The sequence below is a fragment of the Allobosea lathyri genome (genome assembly GCF_900108245.1).
Lineage (GTDB): Bacteria > Pseudomonadota > Alphaproteobacteria > Rhizobiales > Beijerinckiaceae > Allobosea > Allobosea lathyri.
Genome location: NZ_FNUY01000001.1, coordinates 651,828 through 666,505 on the forward strand (window position 1 = coordinate 651,828; position 14,678 = coordinate 666,505).

Below are 14,678 nucleotides of genomic sequence, written 5' to 3' on the forward strand. Positions count from 1 at the left end.
CTCCTCGCAATGACGGTCTGGCCAGCAACGCATTCCGGTGGGTAATTTCTGCGCCGCCTTAAGGCTTCCTTGACCATGTGCGAGGGATGATTCCGGCATGCGCCTTTGCGCATTCTGGGATCGATCCATGGACCTGCGTTCCTTTACGGCCCCTGCCGCGCTCGCGCTCGCGGTTTCCCTGTTTCTGGGATCCGCGGGTGCGCGTGCCAATGAGCCGAGCTACGGCCCCAATACCTATGACCGCACGCTCGAGGCGTTGATCGCCTATGAGGACATCGCCAGTCGCGGTGGCTGGCCCGTGCTGCCGTCGTCGGTCTCGGCGCTGAAACCCGATGCGCTCGGGCCCGACGTTGTGGCGCTGAAGCGGCGCCTGATCATGAGCGGGGATCTCGCCCCCGAAACGCTGCCCGGTGACGTCTATGACGCGAACGTGGTCGCTGCGGTCAAGCGCTTCCAGATTCGCCATGGCCTGTCGGACCTCGGCACGGTCGGCCGCCTGACGCTGAAGGCGATGAATACGCCGGTCGAAGCCCGGCTCAATCAGTTGACCGCGACGCTGGAGCGGCTGAAGGGCAACGGCTTCTCCTTTGCCGAACGCTATGTCGTGGTGAACATCCCCGGTGCGAGCGTCGAGGCTGTGGAGGGCGGTGTCGTCCAGCGCCGGCACCTTGCCATCGTCGGCCGGCCGGACCGCCCGTCACCCGTGCTGCAGGCCAATATCACCTCGGTCAATCTCAATCCCTACTGGACGGTGCCGACCTCGATCGTGAAGGCGGACATCATTCCGCATATGCGCAAGGACCCGGGCTTCATCACCAAGTCGAACATGAAGCTGCTTGGCGCCGAGAATCGCGAGATCGACCCGGCTACGGTCAAATGGGCCAGCCTGACCTCGCCCTATTTCACGGTGCGGCAGGATTTCGGCCCGACCAACTCGCTGGGCCAACTCAAGATCGACATGCCGAACACCGAAGCCGTCTATATGCACGACACGCCCAAGAAGACACTGTTCCGCAACGACGTCCGCTTCAACTCCTCCGGCTGTGCCCGTATCGAAGGGGTGCGCGATCTCGCCGCCTGGCTGCTCGAGGGCACGGAGTGGACGCAGGCCGGCATCGAGGCCGAGATTGCCAAGAACGAGCGCAAGAACATCCCACTGAAGAAGTCGGTGCCCGTCGCCTGGGTCTATCTCACGGGCTGGCAGGGGGCGGATGGCTTGATCCAGTTCCGCGAGGACATCTATTCGCTCGATACGCCGCAGGGCATCGTCACCTCGACGATCGTAGCGCGCAAGCCAAAACCCAAGCCGCTGGCTGCGACGGGAGAGCCCAAGCCGCCTGTTGTCAAGGCGACGCCGCCTGCGGCCCGCGCGCCGGCCAAGACCGTGACAGCGGTGAACTGAGACGCTGATTGTCTTGAGTTACAAGACTCGGACGGACGGCCAGGATGCCGGCTGCGTCTGAGCGCGGCCGCCTTTTGAGCATGCTGCGGTTTCGAGGAAAGGCGGGTCATCCCGGCCGGAGCCCTCGTGTCCGACCTTCGGTCGGCCCAAGGATAAACTCCGCGTAGAGCCGGGAACCATGCCTGAACGATGACCCCAGGCGCTCCGGGATGGATCCCGGGTCAAGCCCGGGATGACCCAGTTTTTCCGAGAACAATCAGCATGCTCTGGAGACCGATTCCCGAGGCCACGCCTCGACCCAACTTTGATCATGGCAGCCCGCCGCCAAGCTCCAGCCAGCGCTCCTCGCAACACATCAAAGCCCCTCAACGGCGAACGCCGCGATCCCCTGGGGGATCGCGGCGTTCGATGTCGTGCGGCAGAAGCTGTGACGCCGAAAGGCTCAGTTCAGCTTGGCCTTGACCTCTTGCAGCCCGGCGGCGAACAGGGTTTCGCCCGTCTTGCCGCCGACCTGGGAGCGAATGATCACCTCGGCGGCGCGGGTTGCAGCCTCGGCGGCAGCGGCGCGAACTTCGGCTTCGGCCTGGCTCTCGGCGAGCGCGATCTTGTCTTCGGCCGATTTGGTGCGGCGCGTGACGAAATCGTTGAGCTTGGCTTCGGCCTCGGCGGCGAGACGCTTGGCCTCGTCATTGGCAGCGGCGATGATCGCGGCGGCCTCGGACTCGGCGGCCTTACGCTTGGCGTCGTATTCGGCGAGCAGCTTCTCGGCCTCCTGACGCAGGCGCCGCGCTTCGGCGAGCTCCTGCGCGACCTTCTCGCCACGCGAATCGAGCGCGGCGACAATGGCCTTCGGCACGCCGAAATAAACGAGGACACCGAGGAAGATAACGAGTGCGACGCCGACCCAGAACGTATCCATCTGTCTTCTCCTCAGCCGCGCGCCAGAACCTGATCGACAGCATCCGACGCCTCGGTGGCGCTGGGCGCTTGGCCGGTCAGCTTGGTGACGATCGCGACCGCAACCTCGCTGCCGAGCCCGCGAACGTTCTTCATGGCCTTGGCCTTGGTGCCGGCGATGGTGGTTTCGGCCTGACCGAGCTTGGCGCTCAGTTCGGCCTCGACCGCATGGCGACGCGCGTCGGATGCCTTGGCGCCGGCATCTCGCGAAGCCTGCGCGATGCCTTGCGCATTCTTGCGGGCTTCCGCCAGGGCCTTCTCATAGGCCTGAGCGGTCTCCTCGGCCTTGGCCTGCATCTGCGAAGCCTTGTCGAGATCGCGCGAGATCGTGTCGGCGCGCTCTTCGAGGATCGCTCCCACGCGCGGCAGGGCGATCTTGGACATCAGCCAGTACAGCACGCCGAAGGTGATCGCGAGCCAGAACAGCTGTCCGGCGAAGGTGGACGAGTCGAAGGGCGGGAAGGAGGCCTTCTTGGCGCCGTGCTCGGTCGCGGCCTGCGCAGCACCCGCCAGCAGAGTGGCGAATGAGGCGGAAGCCACCGGAACGGCCCATCCTCGTCCGACGAACCCTGAAGATCGAACCGGCATGGGATGCCTTTCAGCGGAAGGAAACAGAGTGGTCGCGCCCGACGCTCTTGCGAGCATCGAGCGCGACGAGACGTAGGCCGACGAGAGCGTCAGACCACGAAGAGCAGGACGAGCGCGACAACGAAGGCGAAAATGCCCAGGCCTTCGGCGAGCGCCGCGCCGATGAAGGCGCGCGGGAACTGGCCATCGGCCGCGGAGGGGTTGCGCAGAGCGCCCGAGAGGAAGTTGCCGAAGATGGTGCCGACGCCGATGGCGGCGAGGCCCATGCCGAGCGAGGCGAGGCCAGCGCCGATGTACTTGGCTGCAACGGGATCCATGGTCTTTCTCCAGTGTGAAAAGCTAAAGGGTGGGTTGAACTCTCGCGAACTCTGGCTGGCTCAGTGGCCCGGATGCAGAGCGTCGTTGAGATAGACGCAGGTCAGGATCGCGAAGACATAGGCCTGCAGAAAAGCGACGAGGAACTCGAGTGCCGTCAGGGCGACGGCGAGCAGCAGCGGCAGCGGCGCGATCACATAGCCGAACACGCTGGTGCCGGCGAGCAGCGCGACCACGAAGCCGCCGAACACCTTCAGCGCGATGTGGCCGGCCAGCATGTTGCCGAACAGACGCAAGGAAAGCGAGATCGGGCGCGACACGAAGGAGACCGCCTCGATCAGCACCATGAAGGGCATCAGCCAGCCCGGCACGCCTGACGGCACGAACAGGCCGAAGAAATGGCTGCCATGCTTGACGATGCCATAGATCAGCACGGTGCCGATCACGAGGAAGGCGAAGGCCGCGGTCACGACGATATGGCTGGTCACGGTGAACGAGCCGGGCACCATGCCGAGCATGTTGCCGGTCAGCACGAACATGAACAGCGAGAAGACGAGCGGGAAGAAGCGCATGCCGTCCTTGCCCATCACGCCGGTGACGGTCGAGGCGACGAATTCGTAGATCATCTCGGCGAGCGACTGCAGACGTCCTGGAACGGTCGCGCGCTGGCTCGAGCCATAGATCATGATGATCGAGATCACGGCCACGATGATGACCATGAGCAGCGAGGCATTGGTGAAGGACAGGTCGAGCCCGAGCGGCTTCAGCCCCACGATCGGCTTGATCTCGAATTGGTGGATCGGATCGATTCCGCCGCCAGCCGCCATGTTTACGTCCCTTGTCGCACAGCCTTCGGCTGCCTGCCTCGGTCACTTCTCTTTCGGCGCGCTGTCTTTCGACCCGGAGGTCGGACGCGAACCGAGCCGATAGACGGAGCGGAAACCGGCGATGGCACCGATCACCAGAAAGGCGATCAGCAGGAACGGAGACGTTCCCAGCCATCGGTCTCCAAGAACCCCGATCAGGGCCCCCGCAATGATGCCGCCTGCGAGATCTGTCGCGGCGCGAAAGCCTGAAGACATGGCGCCAGCGAGGGCACCGTCCGGTCCAGCCGCGCTCGCGCCCGGCTTTTCGCTCTCTTCAGCCCGCTCCAGAGCGGTCTTGAGAGAGCCCAGTCTTGCGCGCAACTCCGAATCTGAGGCGTTTTTGTCAGGTTCCGACATGGCAGAGGCTCCCTCTGGATCGTGAAATGGCCACGATCGAGCAAAAAACCACTATAACCCTGTCCAAACCCGCGCATCGAGCCGTCGTCAGCACGGCCTCCTTTATTGCCCGGCCTCCGTGCTGTCAAGGCAGGCAAACTAGGCTTAACACATTGGAATATTTAGAAATTCAGGCGAGGTGCGACATTCTTGCCGCATTGCGGAGACGATTGTGGCATTTTTTCAGCCCGCCTCAGGGGATCGTTTCGAAAGATAGCCCTCATCCTGAGGAGCCGCTCAGCGGCGTCTCGAAGGATGCTCCAGTTGTTGCCGGAACCTTCTGGAGCATCCTTCGAGACACCATTCCTTGCGGAATGGCTCCTCAGGATGAGGGCTCAGGAAATGATCGCACTGAATCTCAGCCTGCCTCGCGGATGCGTTCGGCCGTCGAAAGGTCGACCGAGACCATCTGGCTGACGCCGCGCTCGGCCATCGTCACGCCGAAGAGCCGCTCCATCCGCGCCATGGTGATCGGGTTGTGGGTGATCAGGATGAAGCGCGTCTGCGTGTCCCGCGCCATCTCGTCGAGCAGGTCGCAATAGCGCTCGACATTGGCGTCGTCGAGCGGCGCATCGACCTCGTCCAGCACGCAGATCGGCGAGGGGTTGGTCAGGAACACCGCGAAGATCAGCGCGGTTGCGGTCAAAGCCTGCTCGCCGCCCGACAGCAGCGTCATCACCTGCGGCTTCTTGCCGGGCGGTCGGGCGAAGATTTCAAGCCCCGCATCCAGCGGGTCTTCGGAATCGACCAGCTTCAGCTCGGCGGTGCCGCCGCCGAACAACACACCGAACAGGCGCTGGAAATGCGCGTTCACCACCTCGAAGGCGGCGAGCAGGCGTTCGCGGCCCTCGCGATTGAGCGCGCCGATCGCCTGACGAAGCCGCCTGATCGCCTCGCTGAGGTCGTCGCGCTCGCCGGTCAGGCCCTCGCGCTTGGTCTTGACCTCGGCGAGTTCGTCCTCGGCCCGCAGATTGACCGCGCCCAGCCGCTCGCGCTCGGCCTTAAGGCCGGAGAGGCGGTGTTCGATCGTGTGCTGGTCAGGCAGGTCCTCGCCCGCCTTCAGCCCCGTCAGTGCCTGCAGGCCGTTCAGATCGGCCTCAAGCCCGTCCTCGATCTGGCGCGCGACATCGGCGACGCGTTGCCTGGCGGCCTCGAGCCGTGCTTCCGCCGAGGCACGCTGTTCGCGCGCACCCGAGAGCCCTTCGAGCGCGGCGCGTGCCTGCCGGTCGGCCTCTGCAAGGGATACCTCGCCGGCCGCCAACCTGTCGGCCGCGCTGCGTCGCGCGGTCTCCGCGGCCTCGATCTCGGCAAGCAGCCGTCGGCGCTCGGTCAGGAATGTGTCGGGCGCTTCGAGCAGGGTCTTCTGCTCCGCGCTGACCGCCGCGATGCGCCGACGTGTTTCGTCGGCGGTCTGGGCGCTTGTGGCGGCCCGCTCCTGCCAGGCCTTGATGTCGGCGGCGATCGCTGCGCGCCGTTTCGTCCGCAGATCCGCCTCGCGGGCCAGCGTCTGGACATGGGCGCGGGCGTCGGATGCGGCGATGCGCCGTTCCCCGAGCAGGACCCGCGCCTTCAGCAAGGTGCTTTCAAGCTCGATCAGGGGCGCAAGCGCGGCGAACGCCTCATCGTGGGTGGCCACCTGCGCCGCCGCCTCCGCAACATTCTGGCCGGTCCGGCCGATCGCTTCCGTCAACGCCGAGCGTTTCGCAGCGGCCTCGCCGGCCTTGCGTTCGGCGCTGGCGAAATGTTCGCGGGCCTGATCGAGGGCGCGCCGCGCCAATCGCGCGGCTTCGAGCGTTGCGGTTTCGGCCTGTCCGGCCGTCCTTGTCTCGACGCTGGCTGCATTCAGCCCCTCGCGCGCTGCCTCGGCTGCCTTGCTCGCGGCTTGAGCTTCCTGTTCGAGATCGCCGAGGCGGTTCTTTTCGGCCAGGCGTCGTGCAGCAGGTGAGGGCGCCTCGGCCGCGCTGGTGAACCCATCCCACCGCCAGATGTCGCCTTCGCGCGAAACCAGCCTTTGGCCAGGCTTCAGCGCCTCCCGCAGACGCGCGCCGTCGGCGCGCGCGACCACGCCGATCTCGCTGAGACGCCGATTCAGCGCAGCCGGACCGCGCACATGCTGCGCCAGGGCCTCGACGCCCTCTGGCAAGGCGGGGTCTCCCACGCCCGGGCCGCTATCGCGCCAATGGGTTGGCGCCGAGACATCGCCGGCCGCGTCGAGATCATCGCCCAATGCCGCTCCAAGCGCGATCTCGAAGCCTTTTGCCACGGTGATCGAATCGAGGATCGCCGGCCAGCGACCGCCGGTCGCCGGTGCCAGCAGCTTCTGCAACGTCCTGATTTCGGTTTCCAGCCGCTGCGCCTTGCGGTCGGCCTCCGCGAGCGGGCCGCGCAACTGCGCTTCGCGCTCACGCGCTGTAGCCAGGGTCGCGCGGGCAGCAGAGGCGGCGGCATCCGCATCCCGCATCGCCGCTTCAGCGCCCGCGAGGGTTTTCCGCAGGCTGTCCAGCGGCGTCGCGGCATTGGCGGCGTCGAGGGCTGCCTGATCGCGCAGCAGGCGCTCGCGTTCGGAGGTGGCTCGGGCTTCGCGCTCGCGGGCCTCGCGCAGGGCTCGCTCCAGCGCGCCGCGCCTCGCGCCGAGTTCGGACAGCGCGGCCTGCGCCGCCCCATGCTCCGCCTCGGCGGAAGCGAGCGCAGCTTCCGCCGTCTCGAGCGCGGATTTTGCCGCATCCGCGCCGGCTGTGGCGCCGTCGCCTTCGCGGTCTAGGCCCCAATCCTCTTCCGCGAGCCGTGTCAGGCTTTCGGTCGCGTCGCGTGCGACATTGTCCTGGCGGACGAGATCGGCCTGCAGCTCCGTCAGCCTTCGGCCAAGCTCCTCGGCCCGTTGCTTGGCGCGCCGATTCTCGGCCTCCAGTTCGTCGAGCCCACGCTTGAGGCGCACCAGCGCTGCGGCCGCCGAAGCCTCGCCTTCGCGCAAGGCGGGCAGCTCATGGGCCGCGATCGCCTGCTTTTTCGCGGCTTCCGCCTGTATTCCGGTCTGTTCGGCGACGACGCGGACGGCCGCCTCCAGCGCCCGCTCTGCCTGTGCCTCCTGCCCGCGCGCCTGGTGGTGGGCGATCAGCGCCAGCGTCGCCTCGGCCCTGCGGATGTCGGAGGCGATGCTGCGATAGCGCCCCGCCTGCCGAGCCTGCCGCTGCAGGGCCTCGATCTGCGCATCGATCTCGCCGAGCACGTCCACCAGCCGGACGAGATTGTCCTCGGCCCCGCGCAGGCGCAGCTCCGCCTCGTGACGGCGGCTGTGCAGACCGGCGATGCCGGCGGCGTCTTCCAGAATTCGCCGGCGCGATTGCGGCTTGGCGGAGATGATCTCGCTGATCTGCCCCTGCCGCACGAGGGCGGGCGAGCGTGCGCCCGTCGCGGCATCGGCGAAGAGCAGCTGCACGTCGCGCGCGCGCACCTCCTTGCCGTTGACGCGATAGGTCGAGCCTTCCTCGCGCTCGATCCGGCGGGTGACTTCGAGGATATCGGTCTCGTTGAAGGCGGCGGGCGCCTTGCGGTCGCTATTGTCCAGCGTGAGCGCGACCTCGGCCATGTTGCGGCCCGGGCGCTCGTTCGAGCCGGCGAAGATGACATCGTCCATCCCCGAGCCGCGCATGTTCTTGAACGAACTTTCGCCCATCACCCAGCGCAGGGCTTCGACGAGATTGGATTTGCCGCAGCCATTGGGGCCGACGATGCCGGTCAGCCCCGGCTCGATCAGGAATTCCGTCGGTTCGACGAAGGTCTTGAAGCCGGTGAGCTTGAGGCGCGTCAGATGCATGGGCAATCTCCCTTCTCCCCTCGGGGGAGAAGGTGTCTGCGCAGCAGACGGATGAGGGCAGTCACGCGCTGCCCTGCCATCCTTCCCTCATCCGTCAGCGCTTCGCGCTGCCACCTTCTCCCCCGAGGGGAGAAGGGAAACCCGCGCGCTTCTTCAGCCCGCGAGAAGCGGCTCCAGGATCTTGTCGAATTCGGCGATCGAGAGCGCACCTGAACGCTTCTGCCCGTTGATGAAAAAGGTCGGTGTCGAGTCGACGCCAGCCTTGGACCCACCATCCTTCACTTGCGTGACGGCGTCATAGATATCCTGCCGTTTCAAGCAGGCTTCAAACGATTCCTGTGTGAAACCGGCCTGTTTGACCAGGGCCGAGAGCGCATCGACCGGCTTGTCGGTGAAGGCCCAGCCCTTCTGCTGCGCAAACAGCAGATCGGTCATCGGGAAATACTTGTCGTTGCCGTTGCAGCGGGCAAGCATGAAGCCCGCCGTCGCCAGCGGATCGAGCGGGAATTCGCGCAAGGTGAAGCGCGCCTTGCCGGTGTCGATGTATTTCGCTTTGAGCGCCGGCCAGGTGTCCTTGTGGAAGGTGGCGCAGTGCCCGCAGGTCAGCGACGCGTACTCGATGATCGTCACCTTGGCGTCGGGCGATCCGAGCCAGACATCGCCGAGCGGGCCGGCCGTCTTCAGATCGGCCTGGGCCTGCGCGGTCGTTGCGCCGAAGACCGTGGCGCCGACCATTGCGGCGGCTGCGATCCCGGCCGTTCCGGTCAGAAGCTGTCGCCTGTTCGTCATCGTAAAAGTTCCTCAAGGGGGTCGAATTGGTGTCCGGACCATAGAGGCGATCAAGATTGTGGCAAGATCGGTTCGTGCCCGCAGGGCCCAACCTCACGAAGCCGTGTCGAGTTGTGCCCGGTTTGCGTTCTGCGCCACGGATCGACCCAGCCGCTCCAGCGCTTCGCGCAGGCCCGCATCCTCGATGCCCGCGACCTGCGCGGCGACCTGGGCGACGATCGCGGGATCGGGCGGGAGCGGCGCGGCCTTGACGACAGGCGCTTCCACCGGCCCCTGTTTCAGCACGAGCTTGCCGACCGCGCGCCAGCCGAGATGGGTGTTGACCCGCTCCAGCACCAGCGGACCCATTTGCTGCATCTCCAGCGCAAAGGCGCCCTCGACCCGGACCACCATCGTGGCGGGCTCCGATATCTCGCCCGGCGATGGCCGCCGGCGCGGCCAGTCGATCTTCAGCGGTCGCGTGCGCATGGCCAGCCGCTCGCCCACGATCTCGGGCCAGAGCGACACGATGGCGCGGCCGGCAAAGCCCTGCGCTGCCAGAGCAGGCGCGAGGCAGTCGTCTATGAGGTCAGCGAGCGGTTTGGCGGCCATGTGCCATTGTGCGGGAGCGGCGCGGCTGCGGCAAGCCGAGTCTCCGGAAACAGTGTCTAACGCGCCGCGCGCCGCGCCCGCCATTCGGCAGCCGTGAGTTCCCAGATTTCGGCGAAATGCGATCCGGAGACATAAGCGCGCATTTCCGTGCGAATGATCCTCATCCCCCCGCGTTCCGAGATTCGACGCGAGGCGATGTTGGCGCCGGCCTTCGGGACCTGCAGGACCTCCTGCCCCAGCACGTCGAACCAGAAATCGGTCACGGCGTCGCAAGCCTCGCTCATCAACCCCTGTTTGCGCCAATCCGGCGCAATCCAGAAACCGCGATTGTCGCCGGGGCGCGCCATCAGGCTGATTCCGCCGATCAAAATCTCGGGTTCTAGCTTCGGCCGCAGACTCCAGTGCCATTCCTCGCCGCACGCCATGCCGGGCAGGGCTACATTGCGCAAAAAGCTCTCGGCGCCGTCAGCCGGATAAGGCCAGGGAATGCTGTCGGTCAGGTAGCGCACGATCTCCCATTGCGGAAACAGTGCCTGGATGGCGGGAGCATCGGAGAGAGCGAGCGGCCTGAGCTGGAGGCGGCGGGTCTCAAGGGTGGGGATTATGTCGGGCGTTTGCGGCATCGGGTCAGCTCTGTGGTTTCGCATGGCGCTTTCGTCAGCGCGCTTGCGGTCCAAGGCAGGCAGGCTAAACCGGGATCATGACCCTCGCAACGCGACAGCCTGCTGCAAAGGCGGCCGACCTCCTCAGCTGGTATGATCGCCACCGTCGCGCCTTGCCCTGGCGTGCCCTTCCCGGCGAGAGCCCCGACCCCTATCGTGTCTGGGCGTCCGAGATCATGCTCCAGCAGACGACGATCACGGCGGTGAAGCCCTATTTCGAGCGCTTCATGGCGCGGTTTCCCACGGTCGGCGCCCTTGCGGCTGCGCCCTCGGAGGAAGTCATGCAGGCCTGGGCCGGGCTCGGCTATTATTCGCGGGCGCGCAACCTCCATGCCTGCGCCAAGGCGGTCGTCGAACAGCATGGCGGACGTTTTCCCGATACGGAGGAGGGCTTGCGCACCCTGCCGGGCATCGGCGCCTATACGGCAGGCGCCGTGGCGGCGATCGCCTTCGACAGGCCCGCTGCTGCCGTCGACGGCAATGTCGAGCGCGTCATGACGCGGCTCTTTGCCATCGAGGCGGTCCTGCCCGGCGCGAAACCGCTGATTCGCGAGCATGTGCTGACGCTGCTGCCGGCGGCGCGGCCCGGCGATTTCGCGCAAGCTTTGATGGATCTCGGCGCCACGATCTGTACGCCGCGCAATCCCGCTTGCGGTATCTGCCCCTGGCGCGACCCTTGCGTTGCGCGGCTTGAGGGAACGCAGGAGACCTATCCTCGCAAGACCGCGAAGAAGGCGGGTTTCACGCGCTATGGTGCTGCTTTCGTGCTGATGCGCGAGGATGGCGCGATCCTGGTCCGGACGCGTCCGGCCAAGGGCCTGCTCGGCGGCATGGCGGAAGTGCCAACCAGCGACTGGCGTCCCGATTACGAACTGGACGGAGCCGCGCAGGATGCGCCGGTCGTCGCCCGCTGGCGCAGGCTCGATGTCCCCGTGCGGCACGTCTTCACGCATTTTCCGCTGGAGCTGACGGTGCTCGTGGCGAGGGCGGGCGAAAAGGCGCAGGCCCCTCAGGGCATGCGCTTCACGTCGCAGGGCCGGCTCCGCGAAGAGCCGTTCCCGAGCCTGATGCTCAAGGTCGTCGAAGCCGGGCTGGAGGCCCTCAGGCCGCCGCCATCTCCGCCCTGATCTCGCCGCGCAGATTGTCCAGCAGCATCAGGCCCGCGGGCCGCTCGACATGCCAGAAGGTCCAGCCATTGCAGGCGGGCAATCCCTGAGCCAGTGCGCCGACCTTGTGGATCGAGCCGACCGCTGGACCAAGAGCCAGCGTGCCATCGGCCCGGATCGTCGCCTTGTGACGGCGCTTCTCGTCGACGACGATCTCGCCCGCCTTCACCAACCCGGCCTCGACGAGGCTGAGGAACGGCACGCGCGGCTCGCTGCGCTTGGACGGCGCGGTCGAGAACGCCTCCGGCGGCAGCGGTTCGATCGCGGCGATGCGCTTGCGGGCAGCCTCGGCATAGACGGTGTCGCGTTCGACGCCGATGAAATGGCGCCCGAGCGCCTTGGCGACGGCGCCGGTCGTGCCGGTGCCGAAGAAGGGGTCGAGGATGACGTCGCCGGGATTGCTCGCCGACAGCATGACGCGGGCGAGCAGGGCCTCGGGCTTCTGCGTCGGATGCACCTTTGCTCCGGCGCCGTCCTTCAGGCGCTCTTCGCCCGTGCAGAGCGGCAGATACCAGTCCGAGCGCATCTGAAGGTCTTCGTTGCCGCCCTTCAGAGCCTCATAGTGGAAGGTATATTTCGAACGCTCGCCGCGCGCCGCCCAGATCAGCGTCTCATGCGCATTGGTAAAGCGCCGGCCGCGGAAATTCGGCATCGGATTGGCTTTGCGCCAGACGATGTCGTTCAGCATCCAGAAGCCGAGATCCTGCAGGATCGAGCCGACGCGGAAGATGTTGTGATAGGAGCCGATGACCCAGAGCGCGCCGTCGGGCTTCAGCACGCGCCGGCAGGCGGTGAGCCAGGCGCGGGTGAAGGCGTCGTATTCGGCAAAGGACGAGAACTTGTCCCAGTCGTCATCGACGGCATCGACGAGGCTGTCGTCGGGCCGGCGCAGATCGCCGCCGAGCTGGAGATTATAGGGCGGGTCGGCGAAGACGAGGTCGACACTCGCGGCCGGGAGACGATCGATCGCAGCGACGCAGTCGCCGATGAGGATCTGATCGAGGGGGAGTTCCAGAGGAAGGCTTGCAGCCTTTATCCGAGACTCCAGCGCGGGCCGTCCGGTACGCGGAACTTGAATCCGGACGGCGGCGCTGGTGGTCCCGGTACGCAAAATACCCATGAGTGCTCAAGACCGTTACGCAACTTCAACAGTCACGATCATGCCGAGTCAGGGTAAAAGCCGGGTTTCCACGATGAAAAAAATGCGTCCCGTTTTGGGGCTGCAGGATTTGCCTAGCCCTTTGGAACTCAAGCCGAATTGCTAAATTCGGGTTAACGGCGCGCCCGCCTCGGCGGGGTAGTTCAGCGCCGCCAGACGCCCTTGACCGGGGCGAAGGAGTAGCGGTGCTCGGGGCAGGGGCCGTGCTCGATGAGCGCGGCGCGATGCTGGGCCGTGCCGTAGCCGACATGCGCCGTGAAGCCATACGCGGGATAGCGCCGGCCGAGCCGCACCATCATCCCGTCGCGCGTCACCTTGGCTACGATGGACGCTGCCGCGATCGAGGCGACAAGCCCGTCCCCCTGGATGATCGCCTCGCAGGAGCAGCCGAAAACCGGCGGATCATTGCCGTCGACCAGCACGCGCAAGGGCGCGACCGGCAGCGCCGCCACCGCGCGGCGCATCGCCAGCAGCGTCGCCTGCCGGATGTTGATCGCGTCGATCTCGGCCGCAGTCACGCTGGCGATGCCGATGGCCAGGGCGGATTCGGCGATGTCGCGGAACAACTCCTCGCGGCGCAGCGCGCTCAGCCGCTTCGAATCGTCGAGCCCGTCGGGCACGGCCTTCGGGTCTAGAATGACGGCGGCTGCCACCACCGGCCCGGCCAGCGGCCCGCGCCCGACCTCGTCGACTCCCGCAAGGGGCCATAATCCGTCCGTGATGGCTTGCCGCTCGCGGCTGAAATCGGCGCTCATGGCGCGGCTTATGCCGCAGGTCGCCGGGCTAGAACAGGCTGAGTTGCGCCTTTTCCCGCTCCGGCTTGAGAAACAGGTCGCTGCGCAGCCGCAGCCGCGTCCCATTGAAGCCGAGCCGCTCGGCCGCCATCTCGAAGCGCCGGCCGATCATCCAGGCATAGGGACCCGAGCCGACCTGACGCTGGCCCCAGGCAGCGTCGTAATCCTTGCCGCCGCGCGTCGAACGGATCAGCGAGACGACATGCCGCAGCTTGTCGGGATGATGCGTCAGCAGCCAGTCCTGCACCAGATCCTTCACCTCCAGCGGCAGCCGCAGCAGGACATAGCCCGCCTCGCGCGCCCCAGCCGCCTTGGCCGCGTCGAGGATGCGCTCGATCTCATGCTCGTTGATTGCGGGAATGATCGGCGCGACCAGAACGGTGACGGGGATGCCGGCCTCCGACAGGGCCTTGATCGTCTCCAGCCGCTTGATCGGGGAGGCCGCCCGCGGCTCCATGCCCCGCGCCAGCTTCGGGTCGAGCGTCGTCAGCGAGATCGCCACCTTGGCGAGCCCCTTTGCCGCCATCGGCGCGAGGATGTCGATGTCGCGCTGGACCAGCGCCGATTTCGTCACGATCCCGACCGGATGGTTGAACCGCTCCAGCACTTCCAGGATCGAGCGCATGATGCGCAGCTTTTTCTCGATCGGCTGGTAGGCGTCGGTATTCGTGCCGATCGCGATGGTGCGCGGCTGGTAGGACGCGGCAGAGAGTTCCTTCTCCAGCAGGATCGCGGCATCGGGCTTGGCTGTCAGCCGGCTCTCGAAGTCGAGCCCCGGCGACAGGCCGAGATAGGCATGGCTCGGCCTTGCGAAACAGTAGACGCAGCCATGCTCACAGCCGCGATACGGGTTGATCGAGCGATCGAAGGAAATATCGGGCGAGTCGTTTCGCGTGATGATGGTGCGCGGCTTCTCGATCGCGACCTCGGTCTTGAACGGCGGCAATTCGCCGAGCGAACCCCAGCCATCGTCCTCGTTGACACGCTGCTCCGACTCGAACCGGCCGCCGGGATTGATCGTCGCGCCGCGCCCGCGCCGCCGTTCAGGGTCGATGCGATGGCCGGCATAGGCGAGCGGCTCGATGGGGGCGATGCGTGCCGAGACCGATGCCGAGACAGACATCGGTTCGCCGTCCTGCCGCCTGAGTGGCTGGGCCGGAACGGGCCGGGCAGAGGGTC

The 14,678-nt window shown here is 66.5% G+C and carries 14 protein-coding genes; 2 read left to right on the forward strand and 12 right to left on the reverse strand.

Going from position 1 to position 14,678, the window contains the following annotated elements; translation table 11 throughout:
• The first annotated feature begins 127 nt into the window (after nucleotides 1-127).
• Nucleotides 128-1,402, forward strand: a complete 1,275-nt coding sequence (locus C4S73_RS02960; RefSeq protein WP_160115655.1) for a L,D-transpeptidase family protein — start codon at nucleotides 128-130, stop codon at nucleotides 1,400-1,402.
• Between the two features lie 442 nt (nucleotides 1,403-1,844).
• Here C4S73_RS02960 and C4S73_RS02965 read toward each other — a convergent pair whose 3' ends face one another.
• From C4S73_RS02965 to C4S73_RS03005, 9 genes are all read right to left on the reverse strand, one after another.
• Nucleotides 1,845-2,321 carry a F0F1 ATP synthase subunit B family protein gene (locus C4S73_RS02965; protein WP_103870946.1) on the reverse strand — a complete coding sequence of 159 codons (477 nt, stop codon included), beginning with the start codon at nucleotides 2,319-2,321 and terminating at the stop codon, nucleotides 1,845-1,847.
• An 11-nt stretch (nucleotides 2,322-2,332) separates the two neighbouring features.
• Nucleotides 2,333-2,899 (reverse strand): F0F1 ATP synthase subunit B family protein, encoded by a 567-nt coding sequence (locus tag C4S73_RS02970; RefSeq protein WP_244595407.1) that lies wholly within the window; start codon nucleotides 2,897-2,899, stop codon nucleotides 2,333-2,335.
• A 137-nt stretch (nucleotides 2,900-3,036) separates the two neighbouring features.
• A complete protein-coding gene (locus C4S73_RS02975) occupies nucleotides 3,037-3,264 on the reverse strand; it encodes a F0F1 ATP synthase subunit C (RefSeq protein WP_043231023.1) in 228 nt (75 codons plus the stop codon).
• 60 nt (nucleotides 3,265-3,324) lie between these two features.
• Nucleotides 3,325-4,089: a F0F1 ATP synthase subunit A gene (locus tag C4S73_RS02980; protein WP_103870948.1), complete on the reverse strand. Its 765-nt coding sequence runs from the start codon at nucleotides 4,087-4,089 to the stop codon at nucleotides 3,325-3,327.
• A 42-nt stretch (nucleotides 4,090-4,131) separates the two neighbouring features.
• Nucleotides 4,132-4,485, reverse strand: a complete 354-nt coding sequence (locus tag C4S73_RS02985) for an AtpZ/AtpI family protein (protein WP_103870949.1) — start codon at nucleotides 4,483-4,485, stop codon at nucleotides 4,132-4,134.
• A 397-nt stretch (nucleotides 4,486-4,882) separates the two neighbouring features.
• Nucleotides 4,883-8,338, reverse strand: coding sequence for a chromosome segregation SMC family protein (locus C4S73_RS02990; protein WP_103870950.1), 3,456 nt, complete (start codon nucleotides 8,336-8,338; stop codon nucleotides 4,883-4,885).
• A gap of 153 nt (nucleotides 8,339-8,491) precedes the next feature.
• Entirely contained in the window at nucleotides 8,492-9,127 is a 636-nt protein-coding gene (locus C4S73_RS02995; protein ID WP_103870951.1) for a DsbA family protein, read from the reverse strand.
• 93 nt (nucleotides 9,128-9,220) lie between these two features.
• Nucleotides 9,221-9,718: a DUF721 domain-containing protein gene (locus C4S73_RS03000; RefSeq protein ID WP_103870952.1), complete on the reverse strand. Its 498-nt coding sequence runs from the start codon at nucleotides 9,716-9,718 to the stop codon at nucleotides 9,221-9,223.
• A 56-nt stretch (nucleotides 9,719-9,774) separates the two neighbouring features.
• On the reverse strand, nucleotides 9,775-10,341 hold the full coding sequence (locus C4S73_RS03005) for a GNAT family N-acetyltransferase (protein ID WP_103870953.1): 567 nt from the start codon (nucleotides 10,339-10,341) through the stop codon (nucleotides 9,775-9,777).
• Nucleotides 10,342-10,418: 77 nt separating this feature from the next.
• Between C4S73_RS03005 and mutY the strand changes: the two genes are divergently transcribed.
• Nucleotides 10,419-11,507 carry an A/G-specific adenine glycosylase gene (gene mutY, locus C4S73_RS03010; protein WP_103870954.1) on the forward strand — a complete coding sequence of 363 codons (1,089 nt, stop codon included), beginning with the start codon at nucleotides 10,419-10,421 and terminating at the stop codon, nucleotides 11,505-11,507.
• Here the strand turns inward: mutY and C4S73_RS03015 are convergent.
• The 3 genes from C4S73_RS03015 to C4S73_RS03025 form a co-directional block, all read right to left on the reverse strand.
• Nucleotides 11,482-12,666 (reverse strand): site-specific DNA-methyltransferase, encoded by a 1,185-nt coding sequence (locus C4S73_RS03015; protein WP_103870955.1) that lies wholly within the window; start codon nucleotides 12,664-12,666, stop codon nucleotides 11,482-11,484. The genes mutY and C4S73_RS03015 overlap by 26 nt on opposite strands.
• A 182-nt stretch (nucleotides 12,667-12,848) precedes the next feature.
• Nucleotides 12,849-13,460 carry a ribonuclease HII gene (locus C4S73_RS03020; RefSeq protein ID WP_103870956.1) on the reverse strand — a complete coding sequence of 204 codons (612 nt, stop codon included), beginning with the start codon at nucleotides 13,458-13,460 and terminating at the stop codon, nucleotides 12,849-12,851.
• A gap of 28 nt (nucleotides 13,461-13,488) precedes the next feature.
• Complete coding sequence (locus C4S73_RS03025) at nucleotides 13,489-14,622, reverse strand: PA0069 family radical SAM protein (RefSeq protein ID WP_103870957.1); 1,134 nt, start codon at nucleotides 14,620-14,622, stop codon at nucleotides 13,489-13,491.
• Nucleotides 14,623-14,678: the final 56 nt, after the last annotated feature.